Annotated in this window: 18 protein-coding genes; 12 read left to right on the top strand and 6 right to left on the bottom strand. The window is 71.2% G+C overall.

All coding sequences use genetic code 11. From position 1 onward, the window contains the following. The first annotated feature begins 40 nt into the window (after positions 1 to 40). On the top strand, positions 41 to 658 hold the full coding sequence (locus ACWV17_RS06555) for a hypothetical protein (RefSeq protein WP_455358851.1): 618 nt from the start codon (positions 41 to 43) through the stop codon (positions 656 to 658). Positions 659 to 792: 134 nt separating this feature from the next. On the opposite strand, the gene ACWV17_RS06550 is transcribed toward ACWV17_RS06555, so the two are convergent. Next, a complete protein-coding gene (locus ACWV17_RS06550) occupies positions 793 to 1,422 on the bottom strand; it encodes a hypothetical protein (RefSeq protein WP_455356627.1) in 630 nt (209 codons plus the stop codon). Between the two features lie 254 nt (positions 1,423 to 1,676). Further along, positions 1,677 to 3,839 (bottom strand): RecQ family ATP-dependent DNA helicase, encoded by a 2,163-nt coding sequence (locus tag ACWV17_RS06545; protein WP_455358850.1) that lies wholly within the window; start codon positions 3,837 to 3,839, stop codon positions 1,677 to 1,679. 109 nt (positions 3,840 to 3,948) lie between these two features. Between ACWV17_RS06545 and ACWV17_RS06540 the strand changes: the two genes are divergently transcribed. From ACWV17_RS06540 to ACWV17_RS06510, 7 genes are all read left to right on the top strand, one after another. Further along, the gene (locus ACWV17_RS06540; protein WP_455358849.1) at positions 3,949 to 5,223 is read left to right on the top strand and encodes a DUF4192 domain-containing protein; all 1,275 of its coding nucleotides are present in this window, start codon (positions 3,949 to 3,951) and stop codon (positions 5,221 to 5,223) included. A 140-nt stretch (positions 5,224 to 5,363) separates the two neighbouring features. Continuing rightward, on the top strand, positions 5,364 to 7,400 hold the full coding sequence (locus ACWV17_RS06535) for a glycogen debranching N-terminal domain-containing protein (RefSeq protein WP_455358848.1): 2,037 nt from the start codon (positions 5,364 to 5,366) through the stop codon (positions 7,398 to 7,400). 72 nt (positions 7,401 to 7,472) lie between these two features. Continuing rightward, entirely contained in the window at positions 7,473 to 8,237 is a 765-nt protein-coding gene (locus tag ACWV17_RS06530) for an NUDIX hydrolase (protein ID WP_455358847.1), read from the top strand. A gap of 103 nt (positions 8,238 to 8,340) precedes the next feature. Continuing rightward, complete coding sequence (locus ACWV17_RS06525; protein WP_455358846.1) at positions 8,341 to 10,146, top strand: ABC transporter ATP-binding protein; 1,806 nt, start codon at positions 8,341 to 8,343, stop codon at positions 10,144 to 10,146. A 106-nt stretch (positions 10,147 to 10,252) separates the two neighbouring features. Further along, the gene (locus ACWV17_RS06520; protein ID WP_455358845.1) at positions 10,253 to 11,194 is read left to right on the top strand and encodes a FadR/GntR family transcriptional regulator; all 942 of its coding nucleotides are present in this window, start codon (positions 10,253 to 10,255) and stop codon (positions 11,192 to 11,194) included. A 525-nt stretch (positions 11,195 to 11,719) separates the two neighbouring features. Further along, on the top strand, positions 11,720 to 13,276 hold the full coding sequence (locus tag ACWV17_RS06515; protein WP_455358844.1) for an RNA polymerase sigma factor: 1,557 nt from the start codon (positions 11,720 to 11,722) through the stop codon (positions 13,274 to 13,276). A 133-nt stretch (positions 13,277 to 13,409) separates the two neighbouring features. Further along, positions 13,410 to 14,240, top strand: a complete 831-nt coding sequence (locus ACWV17_RS06510) for a S1 family peptidase (RefSeq protein WP_455358843.1) — start codon at positions 13,410 to 13,412, stop codon at positions 14,238 to 14,240. Between the two features lie 160 nt (positions 14,241 to 14,400). Here the strand turns inward: ACWV17_RS06510 and ACWV17_RS06505 are convergent, their stop codons facing one another. Then, positions 14,401 to 14,631, bottom strand: a complete 231-nt coding sequence (locus ACWV17_RS06505; protein WP_455356532.1) for a DUF7455 domain-containing protein — start codon at positions 14,629 to 14,631, stop codon at positions 14,401 to 14,403. Positions 14,632 to 15,061: 430 nt separating this feature from the next. Between ACWV17_RS06505 and ACWV17_RS06500 the strand changes: the two genes are divergently transcribed. The 3 genes from ACWV17_RS06500 (at position 15,062) to ACWV17_RS06490 (ending at position 19,416) form a co-directional block, all read left to right on the top strand. Next, positions 15,062 to 17,182 (top strand): DNA gyrase/topoisomerase IV subunit B, encoded by a 2,121-nt coding sequence (locus ACWV17_RS06500; protein ID WP_455356531.1) that lies wholly within the window; start codon positions 15,062 to 15,064, stop codon positions 17,180 to 17,182. A gap of 138 nt (positions 17,183 to 17,320) precedes the next feature. Further along, positions 17,321 to 17,815 carry a DUF485 domain-containing protein gene (locus ACWV17_RS06495; RefSeq protein WP_455356530.1) on the top strand — a complete coding sequence of 165 codons (495 nt, stop codon included), beginning with the start codon at positions 17,321 to 17,323 and terminating at the stop codon, positions 17,813 to 17,815. A gap of 5 nt (positions 17,816 to 17,820) precedes the next feature. Then, complete coding sequence (locus ACWV17_RS06490) at positions 17,821 to 19,416, top strand: solute symporter family protein (protein ID WP_455358842.1); 1,596 nt, start codon at positions 17,821 to 17,823, stop codon at positions 19,414 to 19,416. A gap of 29 nt (positions 19,417 to 19,445) precedes the next feature. On the opposite strand, the gene ACWV17_RS06485 is transcribed toward ACWV17_RS06490, so the two are convergent. Together ACWV17_RS06485 and ACWV17_RS06480 are read right to left on the bottom strand one after the other, a co-directional pair. Continuing rightward, positions 19,446 to 20,150 carry a DUF7342 family protein gene (locus ACWV17_RS06485; RefSeq protein ID WP_455358841.1) on the bottom strand — a complete coding sequence of 235 codons (705 nt, stop codon included), beginning with the start codon at positions 20,148 to 20,150 and terminating at the stop codon, positions 19,446 to 19,448. After that, positions 20,147 to 21,820 (bottom strand): ATP-binding protein, encoded by a 1,674-nt coding sequence (locus ACWV17_RS06480; protein ID WP_455358840.1) that lies wholly within the window; start codon positions 21,818 to 21,820, stop codon positions 20,147 to 20,149. Before ACWV17_RS06480 ends, ACWV17_RS06485 begins: the two co-directional genes overlap by 4 nt. Before the next feature lie 96 nt (positions 21,821 to 21,916). On the opposite strand from ACWV17_RS06480, the gene ACWV17_RS06475 reads away from it, so the two are divergent. Then, positions 21,917 to 22,966 (top strand): CobW family GTP-binding protein, encoded by a 1,050-nt coding sequence (locus tag ACWV17_RS06475; protein ID WP_455358839.1) that lies wholly within the window; start codon positions 21,917 to 21,919, stop codon positions 22,964 to 22,966. 34 nt (positions 22,967 to 23,000) lie between these two features. Here the strand turns inward: ACWV17_RS06475 and ACWV17_RS06470 are convergent, their stop codons facing one another. Further along, positions 23,001 to 25,445, bottom strand: a complete 2,445-nt coding sequence (locus tag ACWV17_RS06470) for a DNA gyrase/topoisomerase IV subunit A (RefSeq protein ID WP_455358838.1) — start codon at positions 25,443 to 25,445, stop codon at positions 23,001 to 23,003. Positions 25,446 to 25,563: the final 118 nt, after the last annotated feature.

Here is a 25,563-nt window from a genome sequence, read left to right as displayed (position 1 = left end):
GCCGATACGCCTCGTACCGGCGTTTGATAGACATCCACCCATGCCTCCCATCCCCGAGGAGCCTCAGATTCACGAGAGTGCCCAGGGTCCCCGCGCCACGCCGGCCGCAAGCCGCACCGCGCCGACCCCTCGTCCCGTACCTGGTCCGCGTCCGGCCGCAGTACCGCGCCAGGGACGCCCCGGCCCCGCCAGGCCCGCACCGCCCGCGCAGCGCACGCCGCGCGAGCCGGTGAGGCCTGGTCCGGCCGCCGCGCCGGCCGCCCGCGCCGTGCCGCAGATCCAACTGATCCCGGCCTCCCCGGACGGCGCTCTCGACGCTGCCGAGGAAGCCGTCGACCTGCTGCTCGACACCGGTCGTGCGCCGGGCGACATCCTGGTGCTGACCACAGGCGAGCCGCACCCGTGGGCAGCGCACGAGCTGTCCTTCGGAGAGGCCTCCTACTGGGCCCAGCACGACGCCCGTGACGACGTCTTCTACGCCGATGCCGCCGTCGCCGGCCGCGCCGCCGCCCGTCCCGTGGTGGTCTTCGCCGCCAACGGCGGCCTCGACGAGGAGGCCGCGCGTGCGCTGCCCGTCGCCCTGGGCCGCGCCGGCGCGCTGCTGGTCGTCTGCGGTGACCCGAAGCAGATCAACGCGGTGCTCGGCGCGGGCGTCTGACGCCTGCCCCTTCCGGCGGAGCCTGCGCCGCCCGGTGGCCCTTCATCGCTGTGAGGGCGGCCGGGCGGTGGTGCGTGTGCGGTACTCGCCGCCGGCGCGCTCGCCGGGTGGCGACGCGTAGGTCTGCCGCGCGGTCAGCGGGCAGCGGTACGCCGCAGCGCCTCGGCCGAACCTCCGCCCGTACGCAGCGGGGCGGGGTCTCTTTCCCCACCCGTGTCCGCCAGTCGGCCGGGGCGCGATTCAGAGCTCGGATGGCGGCCGCCGCGGCCCTCGCCGAGTACCTGCCAGCCGCCGCGCGTGAGCGTGATGTACGCGCCGCAGCGCAGCCCGTGCAGGGTGCAGGCGTCCCGCAGCCCCCACATCCACGCACCGTCCTCCTCGGTCCAGCGCTCGTCCCCGTCGCGGCAGTAGAGCAGCACGGCCGTCCGTACGGGCGTGCGGCGGCGCAGGTCGTGCGGGATGACCCGGCGGAGCTGCGCCAGCAGTGCGTTGCGGTACTCCCATCCGTCGGCCGCGATCGCGCGCCGGGTGAACGAGGCGCTGGCCGCGAGTCGTTCCTCCGGTCCGAGGACGGCGATCACCGCGGTCGACGGGGTCGGACGGTGCCGAGCGTGGAGGCCGCTGACGACTTCACGCGGATTGCGCAGCAACGGGATGCCTGCGCCGGCCCATTCGGCGGGCTCGAGCATCCGGCCGAGGCGGTTGGCGGCATCGGCGGACGCGGGCATCGACGCTGCTGCGGACGGAGCGAATCCGAAGGTCACGGTCCTCCCTTCGGCTACGCGCCCACAATGCGGGCAGGGTTGAGTGAGGGGGCGCACCGCGGCACAGCCCTGGCGAACCGGGAACCGGCCGTGCGGGGAGCGCTTCCAATTCTTGCGGGCCCGGTAGTCTGCGGCAACGAGCAATTGGAACGACCGACCGGATTCAGTCGGTATGCCTCTCATATCCCTGCCCCACTCTGCCACCGTCGACGCATCGCCTAGGGACTGTCCGGCGGATCAGGGCCGGACAGACCCTATCCCTGAACGGCGAGGACCAGCGGAAACACCTCCTCCGCACCGGCCCTGCGCAGCAGCCGGGCCGCCACCGCGAGGGTCCAGCCGCTCTCCGAGAGGTCGTCGACCAGCAGGACCGGGCCACCGGCCGCGGCGAGTGCGTCGGTCAGTGCGGGCGGCACTATGAGTGCCTGATGCAGCGCCCGCACCCGCTGCGCGCTGTTGGACGCCGGAACCCGGCCCTCCGGGGACCCGGGGGCGTACTCCACGGAACCGAGCAGCGGCATCCGGCCGATGGTGGCGATCCGCTCGCCCAGAGAACCGATCAGCTCGGGCCTGGTGCGCGATGCCACGGTGACCACACCGACGGGCCGGGCCGGGGCGTCCTCCGCTCCCGACGCCCAGCCCCCGGGCCCCTTCGCCCAGTCGGCGAGCACACTCACGACGGCTTGCGCGACATCGTCCGGAACCGGCCTGTCCGGGGCCTGCGGAGCGAGCATCGGGCGCAGCCGGTTCCCCCAGCCGATGTCGGAGAGCCGGCCCAGGGCGCGCCCGGGAGAGGCCAACTCACCTGCGGAGATACGACCCTTGAGGTCCACCCCCACCGCGGCGAGACCGGTCGGCCACATCCGCCGGGGCTCCAGCTCCACACCCGGCCTGCCGAGCTCCCCGCGCGCGGTGTCCAGGGCAGCCGTGGACACCGCGTCCGTGAACCGGGCGCCCGCGCAGTTGTCACAGCGCCCGCAGGGTGCCGCTTCCTCGTCGTCGAGCTGACGGCGCAGGAACTCCATCCGGCAGCCCGTCGCCGCCACGTAGTCCCGCATCGCCTGCTGTTCGGCCGACCGCTGCCGCGCGACCCACGCATAGCGCTCCGCGTCGTACACCCACGGCTCGCCCGTGGACGTCCAGCCGCCCTTCACCCGCTGCACCGCGCCGTCCACGTCGAGGACCTTGAGCATCGTCTCCAGCCGCGTGCGCCGCAGATCCACCAGCGGCTCCAGGGCAGGCAGCGAGACCGGCTTGCCGGCCTGCGCGAGCACGTCGAGGGTGCGACGCACCAGCTGCTCCGGCGGGAAGGCGACCGAGGCGAAGTACTTCCAGATCGCCTCGTCCTCCTGGCCGGGCAGCAGCAGGACTTCCGCGTGCTCCACACCGCGCCCGGCCCGGCCGACCTGCTGGTAGTAGGCGATGGGTGAGGACGGAGAACCGAGGTGGACCACGAACCCGAGATCGGGTTTGTCGAATCCCATGCCCAGCGCGGAGGTGGCGACCAGCGCCTTGACCCGGTTGGCCAGCAGATCCTCCTCCGCCTGCTGCCGCTCCGCGTTCTCCGTCCGGCCCGTGTACGAGGCGACTGTGTGCCCGCACTGGCGCAGATACGCGGTGACCTCCTCGGCCGCGGCCACCGTGAGGGTGTAGATGATCCCGGACCCCGGCAGCTCGCCGAGATGGTCGGCGAGCCAGGCCAGCCGGTGGGCGGCGTCCGGGAGGCGGAGGACGGCCAGACTCAGGCTCTCGCGGTCCAGCGGACCGCGCAGCACCAAAGCGTCGGTGCCCGCCCCGGTACCGAGCTGTTCCGCGACATCGGCGGTGACGCGGGCGTTCGCGGTCGCTGTCGTGGCGAGCACGGGGACCCCGGGCGGAAGATCGGCGAGCATGGTGCGCAGCCGTCGGTAGTCGGGGCGGAAGTCGTGGCCCCAGTCGGAGATGCAGTGCGCCTCGTCGACCACCAGCAGGCCGGTGGCGGCGGCCAGCTTGGGCAGCACCTGGTCACGGAACTCGGGATTGTTCAGTCGCTCGGGGCTGACCAGCAGAACATCCACGTCGCTCGCAGCGACCTCGGCCTGGATCGTCTCCCACTCCTCCGGGTTGGAGGAGTTGATGGTCCGGGCCCGGATCCCGGCCCGTGCCGCGGCGTCGACCTGGTTGCGCATGAGCGCGAGCAGGGGAGAGACGATCACCGTCGGGCCGCTTCCCCGCTCGCGCAGCAGCGAGGTGGCGACGAAGTACACCGCGGATTTGCCCCAGCCGGTGCGCTGGACGACGAGGGCCCGGCGTTTGTCTGCGACGAGCGCCTCGATCGCCCGCCACTGGTCCTCGCGCAGCCGGGCGCCGCCGGTGGGGTCACCGACGAGGCGGGCGAGAACGGAATCGGCCGAGGACCTGAGGTCTGCGTTGCTCATGTCCCCATGCAACCTGATGGCTCCGACAATGCCCAATGAGAGCGACAGCCTGTGGATAACTTTATCCACAGGGGTCGCGAGACGCGGGTTGGCGCGGGACCGTCGTGCCATGACCAAGCACCAAGAATCCATCGGGCCGTCCCCTGAGCAGCAGATCACCCTGCGCAGCCCGGCCGAACTCGCAGACGCCCTGCCGTACTTGATGGGCTTCCACCCGACCGAATCGATCGTGATGGTCGCGTTGCACGGGAGCCGAGGCCGCTTCGGCGGGCGATTGCGGCTCGGCATCCCCACCGCTCCCGGGGAGTGGACGCAGACCGCCGAACAGCTCGCCGACTGCCTGGTGACCGGCAGTGAACGCCGCGGCGCGCGCCCCGAGGGCATCATCGTCTTCCTCTGCCAGGACCCGGCCGAGGGCGAAACCGGCCGGCAGGTCGTGGAGCGGCTGCGGCCGCTCGCCCAGCAGTTGCGCACCGCGTGCGGGGCGCTGGAGGTGCCGGTGCTGGAGGCTCTCTGCATCTCCGCCGGCCGCTACTGGTCCTTCTGCTGTCCGGACACCCGGTGCTGCCCGCCGGAGGGGAACCCGCTGGCCCTCCCCGGTACGTCGGTCATGGCCGCGGCGGCCACATACGCCGGAATGCAGGTGCGCGGGTCGCTGAAGGAGATGGAAGAGCGGCTGGCGCCCTGGGACGGCCCCGGGGCCGTGGAGCAGGAGTGCGCGCTGGACGCCGCGGGGGCCGCCCTGGTGCCCAGAATCCTCGACGGGGCGGACCGCGCACAGGTCGGCTCCGAGACGCTCGGGCTGGCCCGGGAGCTGATGAGGAGGTTCCAAGGGGCACCAGCCCCGGCGGCCGGGCTGGATGCGGACCGCTGGGACGACGCGCTGCTCACCCATGACGAGGCCGCGACGGTCATCCTCGGCCTCCAGGACCGGGTGACCCGTGACATCGCCGCGGAATGGATGGAGGGCTCCGAGGCGCAGCCCGCGCTGCGGCTCTGGCGAGCACTGGCCCGCCGCTGTGTGGGTCCGTACGCGGAGCACGGCGCGGCGCCGCTCGCGCTGGCCGGCTGGGTCGCCTGGTCGACCGGCGACGAACCCGGCGCCCGCGTCACCTTGGGCGTGGCGCTGCGCGTCGACCCCGACTACCACTTCGCCCAGCTGTTGCACCACGCCTGCAACGAAGGCCTGGACCCGGAGGCCTTGCGCCGCTGTCTGCGCAGGGAGCGGGACCAGCGGGAGGCCCCGGCACACGCCGAGCCCGTACGCAGGCGGCCACCTGCGAAGAAGAGTGTCCCCAGGCCCAGGAGCCGGCCCACAGGTGCGCCGCCGCACGCCCGTGCACGCCGCCGGACCGGGCAGCGCGGCGCCAGGAGCGAGCAGTGAGGTCGTGTGCGCGGGGCAGCCGAGGCGAACCCGTGGTGACCGTGACCAGCTCACCGGCACCGCCGTTCAGCTGTGTGGTGGAAGGGGGCGACCCGCGCCGCCGACCGGTGAAACCGTCCGCAGTGCAGACAAGGCGACCCATGGCCCTCCCCGTTCCCTCCGCCCGCCGGCCGGGCACGGGCCCGACTCCCGCCCCTGCCCGGCAGCTGCCTCCGTCCGGGGTCCGTCGGCCGGGGGAGCTGCCGCCCGTGCACGCCTCTCTGATCTGTGTCGCGGTGCCCTGCCTCGCGATCTCCGCGGAGCACGGCCAGTTGACGGGCGAGGGCCTGGAGGGCGTCTACCGGTCGGGCCGCCGGCTGCTCTCCCGCTGCCGCCTGCTGGTGGGGGGCCGCGAACCGGTCGCGGTGCAGGGCAGCCAGGTCTCCGCCGACCAGGCCCGGTTCGTCTCCACCGTGCGTACGTCGGCGGACGGCAGCCCCGACCCCGACATCAGCGTGGAGCGGCTCCGGCACGCGGACGGCACGGAGCGGATCACGGTGCGCAGCGCTGCGGGTCGTCCGCTGCGTCTGCCGGTGGAGCTCTCGCTGGGCACCGATCTCGCGGAGCTGAGCGCGGTCGCTGCGGGCCGGCCGGGCCCCGAACTGCCCGCCACCGTCCATAGCGCGGGGCTGCGCTGGACGTCCCCGGGTGCGCAGTCCGTGATCACCGCGGAGCCGCCCCCCGAAGACGCCCTGGCCTCGGCCGGACTGCTGCGCTGGGAACTGGAGCTGGCCCCCGGCGCGAGCCGGACCATCGAACTGCGGACCGGCCAGGGCCGCGCGGTCAGACTCCCGGGCGGGTGCCATGCCGCGACCGTCCTGGCATCCGCCCGGGCGGAGGCGGACGATGCTCGTGCCGAGGCACTCCTCCGCGCCAGCATCGACGACCTGCGCGCCCTGCTGCTGCGGGACCCCGCCCACCCGTCCGACGCTCATCTGGCAGCCGGAGCTCCGTGGCGCTGCGGGCTCGCGCCCGCCGAAGCACTGTGGGCTGCGCGGATGGCACTGCCGCTCGGCACCCGGCTGGCCGCGGACACGCTGCGTACACTGGCCCGTACCCAACTGACCGGGCCGGGACCGGATTGCGGACGCATTCCCGGGCCGCTGAGAGCGGCGGGACCTCATCTTCCGCCGAGCTGTACGGGGATCGAGGCGACTCTCGCCTTTCCTGTGGTGCTTGCCGAGGCCAGGCGCTGGGGGCTCCCGGAGAAGGACGTCGAGGAACTGCTCCCGGCGGCGGAACGCTGCCTGGGCTGGCTGCGCTCCGCCGTCGGCGAAAGTGGACTTCTCCCCGAGCCGCTTCCGGCCGGTCCCCGACGGTGCGAGACACAGGCCCATGCCCACCGGGCCGCGCTGCTCGGCGCCGAGCTGCTGGTGGAGTGTGGCCGGGCGGGCGCCGACGGCTTGCGCGAATGGGCCGCGGCGCTGCGGCACAGGTTCCGGGACGAGTTCTGGCTTGACGATCGGGCGGGTGGCCGTCCGGCCGCCGCGCTCACTCCCGACGGCCGGCCCGTGCCATACCTCGGCAGCGGAGCGGTACACCTGCTGGACACAGGGCTCCTCGGATCCGGACGGCACTCCCCCGGCCTGCTGGACCGTGCACGAACCGAGCAACTGGCCAGGCTGTTCGGCAGCCCGGCGGTGGATTCCGGCTGGGGCCTGCGCAGCCTGGGCAGCAAAGAGGCCGGCTTCAACCCGTTCGGTCACCGCGGCGGCGCCGTGCGGGTGCACGAGACGGCTGTCGCCGTTGCGGGACTCGCGGCCGCGGGGTACGAGAAGGTGGCATGCGCCCTGCTGCGCGGCGTGCTGGACGCCGCCGAAGCCTTTGGACACCGGCTGCCCGAGATGTACGCGGGCGAGCAGCGCACGGCCGGCAGCGCCCCACTGCCGCACCCGGCGGCCTGTCGCCCCGCTGCCGTCTCCGCAGCCGCCGGGGTCCATCTGCTCTCCACCCTCGCCGGGATCCGCCCGGACGCACCGGCGGGAGCGGTCGCGCTCACCCCGGTGCGAAGCGCCCCGCTCGGGGCTTTGCAGCTCTCCGGACTGAGGGTCGCGGGAGAACCCTTCGGCGTACGCGTCAGCAGGCTCGGGCTCGCGATGGTCGAGGAGGCAGCCGATGGGCTTCAGCTCAGTGTGTGAAGCGGTGCGACGGGGAGTGAAGCTGATCGCCAAACGACTGTTTATCGTCAGGCAGACGACTATGATCACGGCATGTCCCCCTACGACCCGTCGGCCTTTCCGCCCTTCGCCGTCACCGTCGACCTGGTCGTGCTCACCGTGCGGCGCCACGCGCTCTGCGCGCTCGTGGTGCGTCGCGGTGAGCCGCCCTTCCAGGGCCGCTGGGCGCTGCCTGGCGGCTTTGTCCGGGGCGACGAGGATCTGTCGGCGGCGGCCGCGCGTGAGCTCGCCGAGGAGACCGGCCTGTGCGCCCACGACCCCGCCGACCCGGTGTCCGGCAATGGCGCCCACCTCGAACAGCTCGCCACGTACGGCGACCCGAAGCGCGACCCGCGGATGCGGGTGGTCAGCGTGGCGCATCTGGTGCTCGCTCCGGACCTCCCGGCGCCCCGGGCCGGCGGGGACGCCAACAGCGCGCGCTGGGCTCCCGTCGAAGAGCTGCTCGACCAGGAAGGCGGCTTCGGCCGGGAGGGAGAGCAGCCTGCCCCGCTCGCCTTCGATCACGCCCGGATCCTCGGGGACGGTGTGGAGCGCGCGCGATCCAAGATCGAGTACTCCTCGCTCGCCACCGCCTTCTGCCCTCCTGAGTTCACCGTGGGAGAGTTGCGCCGGGTGTACGAGGCGGTCTGGGGTGTCGCGCTCGACCCCCGGAACTTTCACCGCAAGGTGACCGGGACTCCCGGGTTCCTGGTGCCGGCGGGGGGCACCACGACCCGTCAGGGCGGCCGGCCCGCACAGTTGTTCAGGGCCGGGGGAGCGACCTTGCTCAATCCGCCGATGCTCCGTCCGGAGGTCTGACGCCCGCCGTCGGCTTGCTGTACCGAAAAGTCGGAAATGTCGCGTTATCTTGCTGCGGTAACCACTCTGCCGCCGAGCGGTCTCACCTCCCGCGAGAGAAGCGATGCTCCAGGCCATCGGACTTACCAGTGCCCCCCGCCGCGATCTCCCGCCCGCCGTGGACGACCTCACCTTCGAGGCACGGCCCGGCCGGGTCACGGCCCTCCTCGGTGCCCCGGATTCGGGCAAGACAACCGCGCTGCGGTTGATGCTGGAACTCGAACCGGGCCGCGGTGTCACGTACTTCCGCGGGCGTCCCCTGCACCGCGTCGCCCACCCCGCCCGCGAGGTGGGAGTGCTGCTCGGCGATGTACCGGGACACCCCGCCCGTACCGTCCGCAGCCAGCTGCGCATGCTGTGCGCCGCCGCGGGAGTTCCGGCGTCCCGGGCCGACGACATGCTGGACGTCGTGGGCATCTCCGGGCTGCGGGACCAGCGGCTGGGCACCCTCTCGCTCGGCATGGACCGTCGACTCGGTCTTGCCGCCGCGCTGTTGGGCGATCCGTGCACGCTCCTTCTGGACGAACCCGCCGACGGGCTCTCGCTGCGTGAGCAGAGCTGGCTGCACGGGCTGCTACGCGGCCACGCCGCACACGGTGGCACCGTGCTGTTCACCACCTCCGACCCCAAGGAGGCGGCGCGGACGGCCGACCGCGTCGTCACCATCGACCACGGCCGGCTCGTCGCCGACCAGGAGGCGGTCGACTTTGCCCGCACGCGGCTGCGCCCCCGCGTCGTCGTCAGGTCGCCGCACGCCGCCCGGCTCGGCGACCTCGTCGCCAGGGAGGCGCGCGCGGCCCAGCGCTCCGTCGAGGTGGTCGCCGAGGACGGCAACCGCCTCTCGGTGTACGGCAGCAACTGCGCGGTCATCGGCGAAACCGCGTTCCGGCACGGCATCCTCGTCCACCAACTCGCCGACGAGATCGGCGATTCCGGGCCGACCGCCAGCCCGACCGCCGGCCCGGGCGCAGCTTCGGCCGCCACCCCTGCCGCCGCTTCGGCCGCTGCCCCCGCCGAGCCCGGCCCGCCCGGTCCGTCCGGGACCTCCGACTCCTCCGCTCCCGAGGAGTCGCTCGCGCCTCCGGCCCTGCCGCATCCCGTCCGCAGCCCGCTGCGCCCGTTCCGTTACGAGCTGCGCCGTATCGCCGGGGTCAGGACGGCGCTCCTGGTGGCGGCGACTGTCCTCGTCTCCTCCGTCGTCATCGCCGTTGTCCTCGCCAGCACCGGGCACGCTCCGCTGCCCCAGGTCTTCGCCGCCTGGCCCGAGTTCTTCCCGCTGCCGCCCGCCGCCCTCGGCGCGGGTCTCCTGGGCGCACTGGCCTTCGGTGAGGAGTTCCGCTATCCCGCCCTCGCCGCCGACCGCGGCACCGTCCCCCGTCGCCTCGGCCTGCTCACGGCCAAGCTCACCGTTTCCGCCGGTGTCGCGTTGCTGCTCGCCAGCCTCTCGGTCGCCGCCGCGATGGCAGCGGTACGACTCGTGTACGGGGGGGACACGCCGCTCCCCTCCGACTGGGCCTCCCTCGCCTCGAGTTGGGCGGGGCTCACCATCGGCTGCGCCTGGGCCGGCCTGCTCGCGGCGGGCGTCTTCCGGGCGACCGCGGCCGGGCTGGCCGCGGTGCTCGCGGTGCCGGTGGTGATCGTCCCGCTCGTACAGAAGGTGATCGTGCCTCCGTCCGCTTCATCGGCGGTCGGGTTTCCGGCCCGCCTGCGGGAACTGGCGTGGGTGGAGTGGCCGCACGCCATGGACCGTTGGCTGATGGCGGCACTGCGGGTCATGGGACAACCGGTGGGTGCGGCGCTCACTCTGTCGCTGGCCGGCCTGCTTTGCGCGTATCTGTTCACAAGGCTTCGCACCAGGGCCCGTTGGTGACCGACTTGGGGTCACGCCGTGCCGAACTGGCCACAACCTCCCGGAGGGCGCCCGGTTCTTTCCGATAAGGCGTCAATTGTGGGGGTGGCTGCGATCACCCTTTCGTGTGCTTTTCACCAAAGACCTCAAGAGGCGCCTGAGCCACGCCGACAAAGGATGCGTGAGTACCCTTGCGCACACCATGATGACCGCCGCCCGCCACGCCGACGCTGGCCTCGCCGGCCCGGGCGATCTCGACCGCTACCCCTTCGCAGAGGCGCCCGGACCTGATCGCGTCGCTGCCCCCCACTGGGACGGCGCGGACGTGGAGTTGGGCCGCGTGGGCCGGCGCGCGGCGGGCAGCCGCGGCCGCGGGCTGCACGGCCAACTCGTCCAGCAGCTGGGCCAGATGATCGTCTCGGGCGACCTCGGCGCCGACCGTCCGCTCGTACCCGAAGAGATCGGCCAGCGCTTCGAGGTCTCCCGCACCGTCGTGCGCGAGTCGCTTCGCGTCCTCGAGGCCAAGGGCCTCGTCAGTGCCCGCCCGAACGTCGGCACCCGCGTGCGCCCGGTCAGTGACTGGAACCTGCTGGACCCGGACATCATCGAGTGGCGGGCCTTCGGGCCGCAGCGCGACGACCAGCGCCGTGAGCTGAACGAGCTGCGCTGGACCATCGAGCCGCTCGCCGCCCGCCTCGCCGCCGGACATGGCCGGCAGGACGTCCAGCAGCGGCTCGCCGACATGGTCGAAATCATGGGCCACGCCCTGGCGCAAGCCGACTCGGTCACCTTCGCCCGGGCCGACGCCGAGTTCCACTCGCTGCTGATCCAGGTCGCCGGCAACCGTATGCTCGAGCACCTTTCCGGGATCGTCTCCGCCGCCCTCCAGGTCTCCGGCAGCCCCATCACGGCCTGCGACCGGCCCAGCGAGACCTCGGTCGCCCACCACGCCCGGATCGCGGACGCCCTCGCCTCGGGAGACTCCCAGGGGGCCGAATCCGCGATGCGCCAGCTGCTCACCGTCCATCCGGAGGTGGAGCGCGTGGTGCCCGCACCGCGCGAGCACTGACCGCTGGGCACGGCCAGGTCGTGCGCCTGGCGGCCGTACCGCGCAGACGAGCGCGGACCAAACGCAGACGAACCGTGTGTCGGGGGGGGGGGGGGGGGGGGGGGGGGGGAGGGGGGGGGGGGGGGTGGTTGGGTGGTGGTGATTTTGTTTGGCTATGGGGTTGTTCGGTGGTCCCTTTGCTCCCCCCCCCAAACGAAACCCACCCACCACCCCCCAGCCACCTTTTTTTTCCTCCTCCCGGTCCCTCCCTCCCGACACCATTGTGGGGGCTTTATCCTCGTATGTGCCGCTTTGATGGCTTACGGGGTGTGACTCGGGCCACGCAGATTGGGCGTAACGCTCTGCGTAGTAGCGCGATGACCTAAGAGGTGATGCTCGAGGAGGGAATACAGCAGCCGCTCAGGGCGCTGTGCAGCTCCGCTGCTCCACCCCGCGCCGTCGGCCCATTCCCAGCCGTCGGTCGTCGGCTCCGGTCCAGCAGAGGACGGGGCCGGAAGCCGTTTCCATCGTTCCGAGAGGTTGTTCGTGTCGGCCAGCACATCCCGTACGCTCCCGCCGGAGATCGCCGAGTCCGAGTCTGTCATGGCGCTCATCGAGCGGGGAAAGGCTGAGGGGCAGATCGCCGGCGATGACGTGCGTCGGGCCTTCGAGGCTGACCAGATTCCGCCAACCCAGTGGAAGAATGTTCTGCGCAGCCTCAACCAGATCCTCGAGGAAGAGGGTGTGACGCTGATGGTCAGTGCCGCGGAGTCGCCCAAGCGCACCCGAAAGAGCGTCGCAGCGAAGAGCCCCGCCAAGCGCACCGCCACGAAGACCGTCCCGGCGAAGCCGGCCGCGGCCCAGACGGTGGCCGACACCCCGGCCCCGGTGGACGAGACGGTGGACGCCGTGGCGGACGAGGCCGCTGCCGCGCCCGCGAAGAAGGCCGCCGCCAAGAAGGTCGCGGCGAAGAAGGCCGCCCCGGCGAAGAAGACGGCGGCCAAGAAGACGGTGGCGAAGAAGGCCGCCGCCAAGAAGGACGACGAGATTCTCGACGAGGAGCCCGTCGAGGAGACCCCCGGCACCGGCAAGCCTGGCGCCGAGGAGGAGGAAGAGGGCGGCGAGAACAAGGGCTTCGTCCTCTCCGACGACGACGAGGACGACGCTCCGGCCCAGCAGGTGGCCGTCGCCGGTGCCACGGCCGACCCGGTCAAGGACTACCTCAAGCAGATCGGCAAGGTGCCCCTCCTCAACGCCGAGCAGGAGGTGGAGCTCGCCAAGCGCATCGAGGCCGGTCTCTTCGCCGAGGACAAGCTGGCGAACTCCGACAAGCTCGCGCCGAAGCTCAAGCGCGAGCTGGAGATCATCGCCGAGGACGGCCGCCGCGCCAAGAACCACCTGCTCGAGGCCAACCTCCGCCTGGTCGTCTCGCTGGCCAAGCGCTACACCGGCCGCGGCATGCTCTTCCTGGACCTGATCCAGGAGGGCAATCTGGGCCTGATCCGCGCGGTCGAGAAGTTCGACTACACCAAGGGCTACAAGTTCTCCACCTACGCGACCTGGTGGATCCGGCAGGCGATCACCCGCGCCATGGCCGACCAGGCCCGCACCATCCGCATCCCGGTGCACATGGTCGAGGTCATCAACAAGCTCGCGCGCGTCCAGCGCCAGATGCTCCAGGACCTGGGCCGTGAGCCCACCCCGGAGGAGCTGGCCAAGGAGCTCGACATGACCCCGGAGAAGGTCATCGAGGTCCAGAAGTACGGCCGCGAGCCGATCTCGCTGCACACTCCGCTCGGCGAGGACGGCGACAGCGAGTTCGGTGACCTGATCGAGGACTCCGAGGCGGTCGTGCCGGCCGACGCGGTCAGCTTCACGCTCCTCCAGGAGCAGCTGCACTCGGTCCTGGACACCCTGTCCGAGCGCGAGGCGGGCGTCGTGTCGATGCGCTTCGGCCTCACCGACGGCCAGCCGAAGACGCTGGACGAGATCGGCAAGGTCTACGGCGTGACGCGCGAGCGCATCCGCCAGATCGAGTCCAAGACCATGTCGAAGCTGCGCCACCCGTCCCGCTCCCAGGTGCTGCGCGACTACCTCGACTAGGTCGCCCCCGCGGTTCCGCCGAGGGCCCGGAGTCTCCGCCACGAGACTCCGGGCCCTCGGCGTTCGCAGGTGCGCCCGCGGGCGGAGCGGACGACTCTGGGTGAGCAATGCACACACAGAGTCAGGAGGCCGCATGCGTCGTCCCTTTGCCCGAGCCCTGACAGGTGCACTGGCCATACTGGCGGGGACAGTCGTGTCACCGCTGGTCTCAGCCGTCCCGGCGGCTGCCGACGGTGTCGTCATCGGCGGCCGGCCCGTGAGCCTCAGCGAGAGCCCGTGGGCGGTCGCCCTCTCCAGCCGTGACCGGTTCGGGGGTATCCGGGCCGGACAGTTCTGCGGAGGCGTGGTGGTGGCTCCCACGAAAGTGCTGACCGCGGCCCACTGCCTGAGCCGGGAGGCGCTCGGCGTACCCCTCGGCTCGGTCCGGGACCTCAAGGTCATCGCCGGCAGGGTGGAGCTGCTCGGTTCCGGCGGCAGTGAGATCCCGGTGAGCGGTACCTGGATCAATCCGGGGTACGACACCGTCTCGAACGCCGGTGATCTTGCCGTTCTGACACTTTCGGTGCCCGTGCCCGCCAGTGGTGTACTGCCGATGGCCGGACCGGGCGACTCCGCGTACGCACCCGGGCCGGGGGCGGCTGTGTACGGCTGGGGGGACACGTCAGGGGTCGGGAATTACGCCTTCTCGCTCCGCGCGGCCTCGGTGAGTGTGCTGCCGGACACGGTGTGCGAGACCGCATACCCGGGCGACGCCTACGGCAGGTTTGTCGCAGCGTCGATGGTGTGTGCCGGCGATCCGCACGGACGGACGGACGCCTGCCAGGGGGACAGCGGGGGACCGCTGGTCGTACGAGGCCGGCTGATCGGCCTGGTCTCCTGGGGGCGTGGCTGCGGGCGGGCGGACAGCCCGGGCGTCTACACGCGGATCGCGCCGCTGGCGGCGGCTGTGGCCGCACAGGGCTGATCGCAGAGCGTTCCGGCGTACGCCAGATCATGGCGTACGCCTCCGTCAGCGCCGGTCCGCGGCGCACGACGCACCAGAACGGGCGGCCTCCCCGGCACGCGGGGAGCGCCGCCCGTAGCCCGGTCCGGGACCGGTACTGGCTCGTCGTAGGTGCGAGGTCTCAGTGTTCCTCGTCGTCGGCGGAGGCCGGGGCGGCGGTCAGCCGCTCAGTCTCGTCCTGTATTTCAGCGGCGATCTTCTTGAGTTCCGGCTCGAACTTGCGTCCGTGGTGGGCGCAGAAGAGCAGTTCACCGCCGCTCATCAGGACGACACGCAGGTATGCCTGGGCTCCGCAACGGTCGCATCGGTCAGCGGCCGTCAGGGGGCTCGCGGGGGTCAGAACAGTAGTCACGTCGCCTCTTCTCTAGCTCGACGAGCTGTCGTACCAGGGTCAACATCCAACCAGGCCGAAAACGTTCCCGCTCGCGGCTTTTCCTCGAAACTTCCTTCCGAAGTGGCTGACTGCTGCCGGTTGGCGGCGAATGGACCGTATCGCTTGGCTCTACGGTTTCGCATTGCTTGTCTCGGTCTTCCTCCCGGCCGGCTTGCCGGTTGTTCATGAGGACGTGCCCGGAGCCTAAATGGTTCATGCCTGGAAGGGAACGTGATGTTTGCTTCACTCCATCGAGAGATCGAACATTCATACGACCCTGGACTACTCTGAGGGTTCACGAGGGTGGCGTTACATCGGCTCTACCAGGCCTCGGTACCCTCTGACGGGCGACCCAGCCACCCCTGGGCCCGACCGGGCCAGAAAAGAAATTCAGCGAGGAGCGAACTGCGTGACCGCCGACACGTCCGTGCCTTCCACTGCGCTGTTGACCGGAGCAGACCGTGACGGCTCCAACTACACCGCGCGGCACCTTCTCGTTCTCGAAGGCCTCGAGGCGGTGCGCAAGCGCCCCGGCATGTACATCGGGTCCACCGACAGCCGCGGCCTGCTGCACTGCCTCTGGGAGATCATCGACAACTCCGTCGACGAAGCCCTCGGTGGCTATTGTGACCACATCGAGGTCGTCCTGCACGAGGACGGCTCCGTCGAGGTCAAGGACAACGGCCGGGGCATCCCGGTCGACGTCGAGCCGAAGACCGGCCTGTCCGGCATCGAGGTCGTGATGACCAAGCTGCACGCCGGCGGAAAGTTCGGCGGCGGCTCGTACGCCGCCTCCGGCGGTCTGCACGGCGTCGGCGCCTCCGTGGTCAACGCGCTCTCCGCCCGGCTGGACGTCGAGGTCGACCGCAACAGCGCCACGCACTCGATCAGCTTCCGCCGCGGGGTTCCCGGCATCTTCACCGAACAGGGCCCCGACGCGCCCTTCGACCCGGTGAGCGGGCTGCGAAAGGGCAAGCGCGTGCCCAAGACCCGGACCGGCACGCGCGTGCGCTACTGGGCCGACCGGCAGATCTTCCTCAAGGACGCCAAGCTGTCCCTGGACACGCTGTACCAGCGGGCCCGGCAGACCGCGTTCCTGGTGCCCGGGCTCACCATCGTCGTCCGCGACGAGCGCGGCATCGACGGGGCCGGCAAGACCGAGGAGATCTTCCGCTTCGACGGCGGCATCAGCGAATTCTGTGAGTACCTCGCACAGGACAAGGCCGTCTGCGACGTGCTCCGGCTGACCGGCCACGGCATCTTCAAGGAGACCGTCCCGGTCCTCGACGACCGCGGCCACATGACCCCCACCGAGGTCACCCGCGAGCTCGGCGTCGACATCGCGCTGCGCTGGGGCACCGGGTACGACGCGCAGGTCAAGTCCTTCGTCAACATCATCGCCACCCCCAAGGGCGGCACCCACGTCTCCGGATTCGAGCGGTCCATCACCAGGACCGTCAACGAGGTGCTGCGCTCCGCCAAGCTGCTGCGCGTCGCCGAGGACGACGTGGTCAAGGACGACGCCATGGAGGGGCTCACTGCGGTCGTGACCGTGCGACTGGCCGAGCCGCAGTTCGAGGGCCAGACCAAGGAGGTCCTGGGCACGTCGGCGGCCACGCGTATCGTCGCCAATGTCGTCGCCAAGGAGCTGAAGGCGTTCCTGACCTCCACCAAGCGGGACGACAAGCAGCAGGCCCGCGCGGTCATGGAGAAGATCGTCGCGGCCGCCCGTACCCGGATCGCGGCCCGCCAGCACAAGGAGGCGCAGCGCCGTAAGACCGCGCTGGAGTCCTCCTCGCTGCCCGCGAAGCTCGCCGACTGCCGCAGTGACGACGTGGACCGCAGCGAGCTCTTCATCGTCGAGGGAGACTCCGCGCTGGGTACCGCCAAGCTTGCGCGGAACTCCGAATTCCAGGCGCTGCTGCCGATCCGGGGCAAGATCCTCAACGTCCAGAAGTCCTCCATCTCGGACATGCTGAAGAACACCGAGTGTGGCGCGATCATCCAGGTCATAGGAGCGGGCTCGGGCCGGACTTTCGACATCGACGCCGCGCGCTACGGCAAGATCGTGCTCCTGGTCGACGCCGACGTCGACGGCGCGCACATCCGCTGCCTGCTGCTCACGCTCTTCCAGCGCTACATGCGCCCCATGGTCGAGGCGGGCCGGGTGTTCGCCGCCGTGCCGCCGCTGCACCGGATCGAGCTGGTCCAGCCCAAGAAGGGCCAGGACAAGTACGTCTACACGTACTCGGACAACGAGCTGCGCACCACGCTGCTGGAGTTCCAGCGCAAGGGCGTGCGTTTCAAGGACTCGATCCAGCGCTACAAGGGCCTCGGCGAGATGGACGCCGACCAGCTGGCGGAGACCACGATGGACCCCCGGCACCGCACCCTCCGGCGCATCAACATCGGCGACCTGGACGCGGCGGAACAGGTCTTCGACCTGCTCATGGGCAACGAGGTCGCTCCCCGCAAGGAGTTCATCACCAGCTCGGCCGCGACGCTGGACCGCTCGCGCATCGACGCCTGACCGGACGGCACGCTCCGGGCGGGGTTCCCCGTTTCATCACCTGATGGGGTGAAGAGCAGGGAGAGAAGAGTCCGGGATCTTCCCGTTCTGCACATCCTTGGGCACGCGGCCAGTGCGGCGGCGGGCAAGGAGAGTGTGGTGGAGAAGCACGAAGGGCGTGATGCCGGAACGATCCGGCTGGACGACCCCTGGTACGACGCGCTTGCCTCCGGCTGGGGTGAACTGGACGCTGCGGGCGCCCCCGCGCCCGCAGCGCCCCCCGCGCCTGCCGGCCCCGACCGGGGCCACAGCCCGGCCGACATCTATCTGGAGGTTCAGCGCAGCGCCGCCTTCCAGGAGGTGCGCAGCCGCTACCGCAGATTCGTGGTGCCCGCAGTCCTCGCCTTCTTCACCTGGTACGTGGCCTACGTCGTCGCCGCGACCACGGCACCGGCGCTGATGGCCCGCCCCGTCGCCGGGGCCGTGAACGTCGCCATGCTCGCCGGACTCGGCCAGTTCCTCTCCACCTTCCTGCTGACGTGGGCGTACGCGCGGCATGCACGGCTGCGCCGCGACCGGGCAGCGCTCGATCTCCGCTGGGTCGTCTTCGAGCAGAACCGGGCCCAGGAACTGACGCGGGGGAAGGGACGTTGAGCAGATTGAGCAGCGACCACCAGACCCTCGCGCTGCTGCTGTTCAGCGCCTTCATCGCCGTGACGCTGGCGATCACGACGTGGGTGAGCCGCAACCGGCATGGTTCCGCCGAGGAGTTCTACGCGGGAGGACGGCTGTTCTCTCCCATGGAGAACGGTTTCGCCATCGCCGGCGACTACATGTCGGCAGCCTCCTTCCTCGGTATCTCCGGTCTGATCGCCCTGTTCGGCTACGACGGCCTGCTGTACTCCGTCGGCTTCCTGGTCGCCTGGCTCGTGGTCCTCATGCTCGTCGCCGAACTGGTCCGCAACTGCGGGCGGTTCACGCTCGCCGACGTGGTGGTCGCGCGGATGGCCGAGCGCCCGGTGCGGATCGCCTCGGGCACCTCGTCCGTCACCGTCTCCGTGCTCTACCTGGTCGCCCAGATGGTCGGTGCGGGCAGCCTGGTGGCGCTGTTGCTGGGCGGGACCAGCGAGGCCGCCCGCGCCTGGACCGTGGTCGGTGTGGGCGCGCTGATGGTGATCTACGTGTCGTTCGGCGGAATGCGCGCCACCACATGGATCCAGATCGTCAAAGCCGTGCTGCTGATGGGCGGCGCGATCGCGCTCACCGTGCTCGTACTGGTGCGTTTCCACGGCGACTTCAACCAGCTGCTCATGTCCGCCGCCGATCGCAGTGGCCACGGCAAGGACTTCCTGGCCCCCGGCCTCAAGTACGGCGGGGACTGGACCGCGCGGCTGGACTTCATCAGCCTCGGACTCGCGCTCGTCCTGGGCACGGCCGGGCTGCCGCACATCCTGTCGCGCTTCTACACCGTGCCGACCGCGCGCGCCGCCCGCCGCTCGGTCGTCTGGGCCATCGGACTCATCGGCAGCTTCTACCTGATGACGATCGTGCTCGGGTTCGGCGCGGCCGCGGTGGTCGGCCCGGACGAGGTACGGGCCTCCAACGCCGCGGGGAACACGGCGGTTCCGCTGCTCGCGCTGGATATGGGCGGGGGCGCGGGTACCACTGGCGGAACGGTTCTCTTCGCCGTGGTCGCGGCGATCGCCTTCGCCACGATCCTGGCCGTCGTCGCGGGCATCACCCTCGCCTCCTCGGCCTCCGTCGCGCACGACCTGTACGCCTCGCTGCGGCGCCGCCGCGCCAGGCAGCAGTACAGCGAGGTCGCGGTGGCGAGGATGGCGGCGGTGGGGATCGGGGCGGCCGCCATCGGGCTCGGACTGCTCGCCCAGGACCTCAACGTGGCGTTCCTGGTCGGGCTCGCTTTCGCCGTCGCCGCTTCGGCGAATTTGCCGGTGCTGCTGTACTCGCTGTTCTGGCGGGGCTTCACCACGCGTGGCGCGGTCTGGTCGGTGTACGGGGGGCTCGTCCCGGCGGTGCTGCTGGTGTTGTTCTCGCCCGTGGTGTCGGGCAGTCCGGACGCGCTGTTCCCCGGCGTCGACTTCCATGTCTTCCCGCTGCAGAACCCCGGTCTGATCTCCATCCCGCTGGGTTTCCTGGCCGGCTGGATCGGTACGGTCACCTCGCACGAGCCGCCGGACGCGGCCAAGCACGCGGAGACGGAGGTCCGTTCGCTGACCGGGGCCGGAGCGGTCTAGACCCCGTCCCAGAGGCTGTACTGGAGCCCCTAGAGGCCGGCCGCCCAGGTGTAGCGGTGCTCGGGGCGGCCTGTCTCGCCGTACTTGAGGCCGAGCCGGACCCTGCCCGTACGCTCCAGCAGTTTGAGGTAGCGCTGGGCCGTCTGCCGGCTCAACCCTGCCCGCTGCGCGATCTGCTGGGTCGAGAGCGGGCCTTCGGCGGTCAGCAGCACCTGGCGCACCACCTCCGCGGTGGCGGGGGAGTGCCCCTTCGGCAGCGTGGCGGGGTCGGCCTGGGCAGTCGCGAGGGCCCCGAAGATACGGTCCACCTGGTCCTGTTCGGCCTCGCCGCCGCCCCCGTCGAGGGTGCGGCGCAGCGCGGAGTACGCCTCGAGTTTGGCCCGCAGGCCGGCGAAGGTGAACGGCTTCACCAGGTACTGGAGCGCGCCGTGCCGCATGGCCGACTGGACGGTGGCGACATCGCGGGCCGCGGTGACCATGATCACGTCGGTGTGGTGGCCGAGCTGACGCAGCCTCCGTGCGAGCGCGAGGCCGTTCTCGTCCGGGAGGTAGTGGTCCAGCAGGACGAGATCGACGTGAACTCCCTCGATGACGGCGAGTGCCTCGGCCGCGGAGTGCGCCCGGCCGGCGACCCGGAAGCCGGGAACCTTCTCGACATACGCGGCGTTGATCTGGGCAACCCGCTTGTCGTCGTCCACGACCAGTACCTCGATCTCACGGCTCACACCGTTCATGGTGCACCGCCGGCCGCCGCAGCCAGCCCGGCGTCGGTCAGCGCCTCGGGCAGTACGACGGAGAACTCCGCGCCGCCGTCCACGCCCGGGGACACCCGTGCACTGCCGCCCTGCCGTTCGGCCAGCCTGCGTACCAGGGCGAGGCCGAGGCCCCGCTTGCCGTGCGCCGGAACCTCCTTGGTGGACCAGCCCTCGGTGAAGATCAACTCCCGCTGTTCCTCGGGAACGCCGGGCCCGCTGTCGCACACCCGCAGTACGGCCGTACGCCCCTCCGCCCGGAGCTCGACCTCCACCCGGGGGCCGGCGGAGCCGGCCGAGGCGTCCAGGGCGTTGTCGACGAGATTGCCGACGATGGTGACCAGCCCCCGCGGATCCACCAGCCGGTCGGGAAGGCGGGTGGCGTCCGCGAGGGTCAGGGAGACGCCCCGCTCCGCCGCGACCGTCGCCTTGCCGACCAGCAGCGCGGCCAGCAGCGGGTCGTGGATCTTCTCGGTGACCTGCTCCGCCGTGGCGCGGTGAACATCCACGACCTCCGTCACGAACTCCACCGCCTCCTCGTGCATCTCCAGCTCGAGCAGGCCGAGCAGGGTGTGCATCCGGTTGGCGTGCTCATGGTCCTGAGCGCGCAGTGCGTCGATCAGGCCGCGGGTGGAGTCCAGCTCGCGGCCGAGCTGCTCCAGCTCCGTGCGGTCGCGCAGCGTGGCGACGGCCCCGCCGTCGTCGGTCGGCTTCCGGTTGGCCACCAGGACCCGCCGGCCACGGACGGTCAGCAGGTCCTTGCCGGTGATCCGGCCGGTCAGCACATCGGTGGTCCGGCCGGCGCCGAGCACCTCGTCGAGCGGCCGCCCGATGGCTTCGGAGCCGAGCCCCAGCAGCCGCTGGGCCTCGTCGTTCATCAGCCGCACCCGGCCGGCCGCGTCCAGCGCGACGACGCCCTCCCGGATGGAGTGCAGCATCGCCTCGCGCTCGGCCAGCAGGGCGGAGATATCGGAAAAAGCCAGGTCATGGGTCTGCCGCTGAATTCTGCGGGAGATCAGATAGGCGGCCAGGGCGCCCACCGCGAGAGCCCCTCCCGCGTACGCGAACAGGCCCGGGATCGCGGCCAGCAGCCGGTCGCGGACGCTGTCGTACTCGATGCCGACCGAGACCGCACCCACGATCCGGTCCGACGCGTCCCGCAGCGGGACCTTGCCGCGTGCGGAGCGGCCGAGCGTACCGCTGTCGATCTCCATGACCTCGCGGCCCGCCAGCGGCTCGCTGGGGTCGGTGGAGACGAGCCGGCCTATCTCCCGGGGATTGGGGTGCGACCAGCGCACGCCTCGCCGGTCGACGACCACGACGTACTCGGCGCCGGTGGCGACCCTGATCCGCTCGGCCTCGGCCTGCACCGGATTATCCGGGGCCGGCCGGGAACCCAGTACCTGCCCGGCGAGTCCCGGCTGCGCGGCGGTGGTCTGCGCGATGGCCAGCGCGCGCCGCATCGCCTGGTCGTCGAGCTGCGCGCTGAGCGGCGCGAGGAACAGGCCGGTGGCCAGCACGGCGACCCCCGCGGCGATGGCCAGCTGCATCAGCAGTACCTGGGAGAAGACGCGCTGCGGCCAGCCGAAGCGTCGGCGTCTGGGGTGTCCGGTGCTCCCCGCCTGTCCTGGTCCGGTCGGTGCGGCGCTCATGTCTATGAACGTTAAGGGCCCGGCCTCCCCATCCGAAATGCCAGGCCTGATGCGTGGCAGTATCGACAGCCGTTCCGTATCCGAGGAGGCACAGGCGTGACCAGGACCCCCATTCCCGTCATCGTGCTCGCCGGGTTCCTGGGGTCCGGGAAGACCACCCTCCTCAACCACCTGCTCAGCCGGCGCGGCGGCAACCGGATCGGCGCCGTCGTCAACGACTTCGGGGCGATCGAGATCGACGCCATGACGCTGGCGGGCCAGGCCGGCTCGACCGTCTCCCTCGGCAACGGCTGTATGTGCTGCGCCGTCGACGGGAGCGAACTCGACGTCTATCTGGAGAAGCTGACCAGCCCCTCGGCCCGGCTCGACGTCATCGTCATCGAGGCGAGCGGCCTCGCCGAGCCGCAGGAACTGGTCCGCATGATCCTCGCCAGTGACAACCCCCGGGTGATGTACGGCGGCCTGGTCGAGGTCGTCGATGCCGCCGAGTTCGACGCGACCCGGGAGCGGCACCCCGAGATCGACCGGCACCTGGGGATCGCCGATCTCGTCGTGCTCAACAAGACGGACCGGGCGCCGGAAGCGGCACGGACGCGCATGCACGAGGTGATCGGACGGCTGAGCCCCGGTACGCCGGTGATCCAGGCGTCGTACGGACGGATCGACCCCGAGCTGCTCTTCGAGTGCAAGCCCAGGGCGGAAGTGGTGGGCCAGCTCTCCTTCGAGGACCTGGAACAGCACGACGACGACCCCGACCACCATCACGACGGAGATTCGGGGCATCTGCACGCGGCGTACGAAAGTGTCGACTTCGTCTCGTCGCAGCCGATGAACCCGCGCCGGCTCATGGACTTCCTCGACACCCGCCCCGACGGTCTCTACCGCATCAAGGGCTTCGTCGACTTCGGTGCGGCCGACCCCCGCAACCGCTTCGGGCTGCACGCGGTCGGCCGGTTTCTGCGCTTCACCCCGGAGCCGTGGCCCAGGGACGAGCAGCCCCTCACCCAGCTGGTGCTGATCGGATCAGGCGTCGACGCCGACGCACTGCGCAGGGCCCTGGAGGCATGCCGGGAGACCCGGCCTCCGCAGGACGCCGCCGACGAGCGGAACATGTGGGGCGTCCTGCGGTTCGTACAGCAGTCGTGACCGGTACCGGCCCGCAGCCGTGACCGGTGCCCGGTTACACCGGGCCCGCCAGCGACGCCACCGCCACCGTCAGCGGCGTGCCCGAGCCGTCGCGGCGCGGGTCCGGGGCCGGTAGCTCGGCCGGCGTGCCGTTCGCCGTGGCCGCCCGGGCCGGCGCCTCTCCCGCCCAGGCGAGGACCAGCACGTCCTCGCCCTTCAGGAAGCGCTGGCAGCGCACTCCGCCCGTCGCCCGGCCCTTGCGCGGGTACTGGTCGAAGGGGGTGAGCTTCGCCGTCCGTACGGAGTCGTCGAGCGTGCCGTGGGTTGCGGCCACCGTGAACACCACCGCTTCGGCGGCCGGGTCGACCGCCGAGAAGTGGATCACCTTCGCGCCCGCCGTCAGCTTGATCCCCGCCATCCCGCCGGCCGGCCGGCCCTGCGGCCTGACCTGTCCCGCCGGATACCGCAGCAGCTGGGCGTCGTCGGTGATGAAGACCAGGTCCTCCTCGCCCGTACGCAGCTCCACCGCTCCGACGATCCGGTCACCGTCCCGCAGTCCGATGACCTCCAGCTCGTCCTTGTTGGCCGGGTAGTCCGGGACGACGCGCTTGACGACCCCCTGCTCGGTGCCGATCGCCAGCCCCGGTGAGGCCTCGTCGAGGGTGGTCAGGCAGACGACCTTCTCGCCGGTCTCCAGCGTCAGGAACTCCGAAACCGGAGCGCCGCCCGCCAGATTCGGCGCCGACGCCGTGCCCGGCAGTTGCGGAAGGTCGATCACCGGCAGCCGCAGCAGCCGGCCGGCCGAGGTGACCACACCGACGTCCGCGCGGGCCGTGGCCAGGACGGACGAGACGATCACATCGTGCTTGGTCCGCTTGTCGCCGGCTTCGGCCGGCTCGCCCGTGACCGTCCGCGCCAGCAGCCCGCTCGAGGAGAGCAGCACCCGGCACGGGTCGTCCGCCACCTCCAGCGGCACCGCCGCGACAGGTGCGCCCGCGGACTCCAGCAGGACCGTCCGCCGGTCGGTGCCGAACTTCTTGGCCACCGCGGTCAGTTCGGCGGAGACCAGCTTGCGCAGCTCGGCGTCCGACTCCAGGATCCCGGTCAGCTCGTCGATCTCGCCGGTCAGCCGGTCGCGCTCCGACTCCAGCTCGATCCGGTCGAACCTGGTCAGCCGGCGCAGCGGGGTGTCCAGGATGTACTGGGTCTGGATCTCGCTCAGCGAGAAGTGCTCGATCAGCCGCTCCTTGGCCTGAGCCGAGTTGTCGCTGGACCGGATGAGGCGGATGACCTCGTCGATGTCGAGCAGCGCCACCAGCAGGCCCTCGACCAGGTGCAGCCGGTCCCGCCGCTTGGTCCGGCGGAACTCGCTGCGCCGCCGGACGACCTCGAAGCGGTGGTCGAGGTAGACCTCCAGCAGCTCCTTGAGGCCCAGCGTCAGCGGCTGCCCGTCGACCAGAGCCACGTTGTTGATACCGAAGGACTCCTCCATCGGCGTCAGCTTGTAGAGCTGCTCCAGCACGGCCTCCGGGTGGAAGCCGTTCTTGATCTCGATCACCAGGCGCAGTCCGTGCGCCCGGTCGGTGAGGTCCTTGACGTCCGCGATGCCCTGCAGCTTTTTCGAACCGACCAGGTCCTTGATCTTGGCGATCACCTTCTCCGGTCCGACCGCGAAGGGCAGTTCGGTGACGACGAGGCCCTTGCGGCGCGCGGTGACGTTCTCCACCGTCGCCGTGGCGCGGATCTTGAAGGTGCCCCGGCCGCTCTCGTACGCGTCCTTGATTCCCGCGAGCCCCACGATCCGCCCGCCGGTCGGCAGGTCGGGCCCGGGCACGAACCGCATCAGGGTCTCCAGGTCGGCGCCCGGGTGCTTGATCAGATGCCGGGCGGCCGCGATCACCTCACCCAGGTTGTGCGGCGGCATGTTGGTCGCCATGCCGACCGCGATCCCGGAGGCGCCGTTGACCAGGAGGTTCGGGTACGCCGCCGGCAGCGCGACCGGCTCCCGCTCCTGACCGTCGTAGTTCGGCGAGAAGTCGACCGTGTCCTCGTCGATCGACTCGGTCATCAGCGAGGTCGCGTCGGCCATCCGGCACTCGGTGTACCGCATGGCGGCCGGCGGGTCGTCGTTGCCGAGCGAGCCGAAGTTTCCGTGCCCGTCGACCAGCGGCAGCCGCATCGAGAACGGCTGCGCCATGCGCACGAGCGCGTCGTAGATGGAGGCGTCACCGTGCGGGTGCAGCTTGCCCATCACCTCACCCACGACGCGGGCGCACTTCACATAGCCGCGGTCGGGGCGCAGGCCCATCTCGTTCATCTGGTAGACGATGCGACGGTGGACGGGCTTCATGCCGTCGCGGGCGTCCGGAAGGGCCCGCGAGTAGATCACCGAGTACGCGTACTCGAGGAAGGAGCCCTGCATTTCGTCGACAACGTCGATGTCGAGGATCCTCTCCTCGAAATCCTCCGGTGGCGGGGTCTTCGTGCTGCGGCGGGCCATCGCTGCTGCGGCTCCTTCACCAACATGGTCTGGATCTGTCGCGACCATTGTGGACCGCTCGACTGACAACGCCGACCTCGACCCTCCCCGTTCCCTGTTCAGCGGGTGTTCCATCGCA

The sequence above is a fragment of the Streptomyces mabaensis genome, assembly GCF_053763515.1.
The sequence above is the reverse complement of the archived record's forward strand: the minus strand, read 5'-3'. Positions and strand labels throughout refer to the sequence as shown.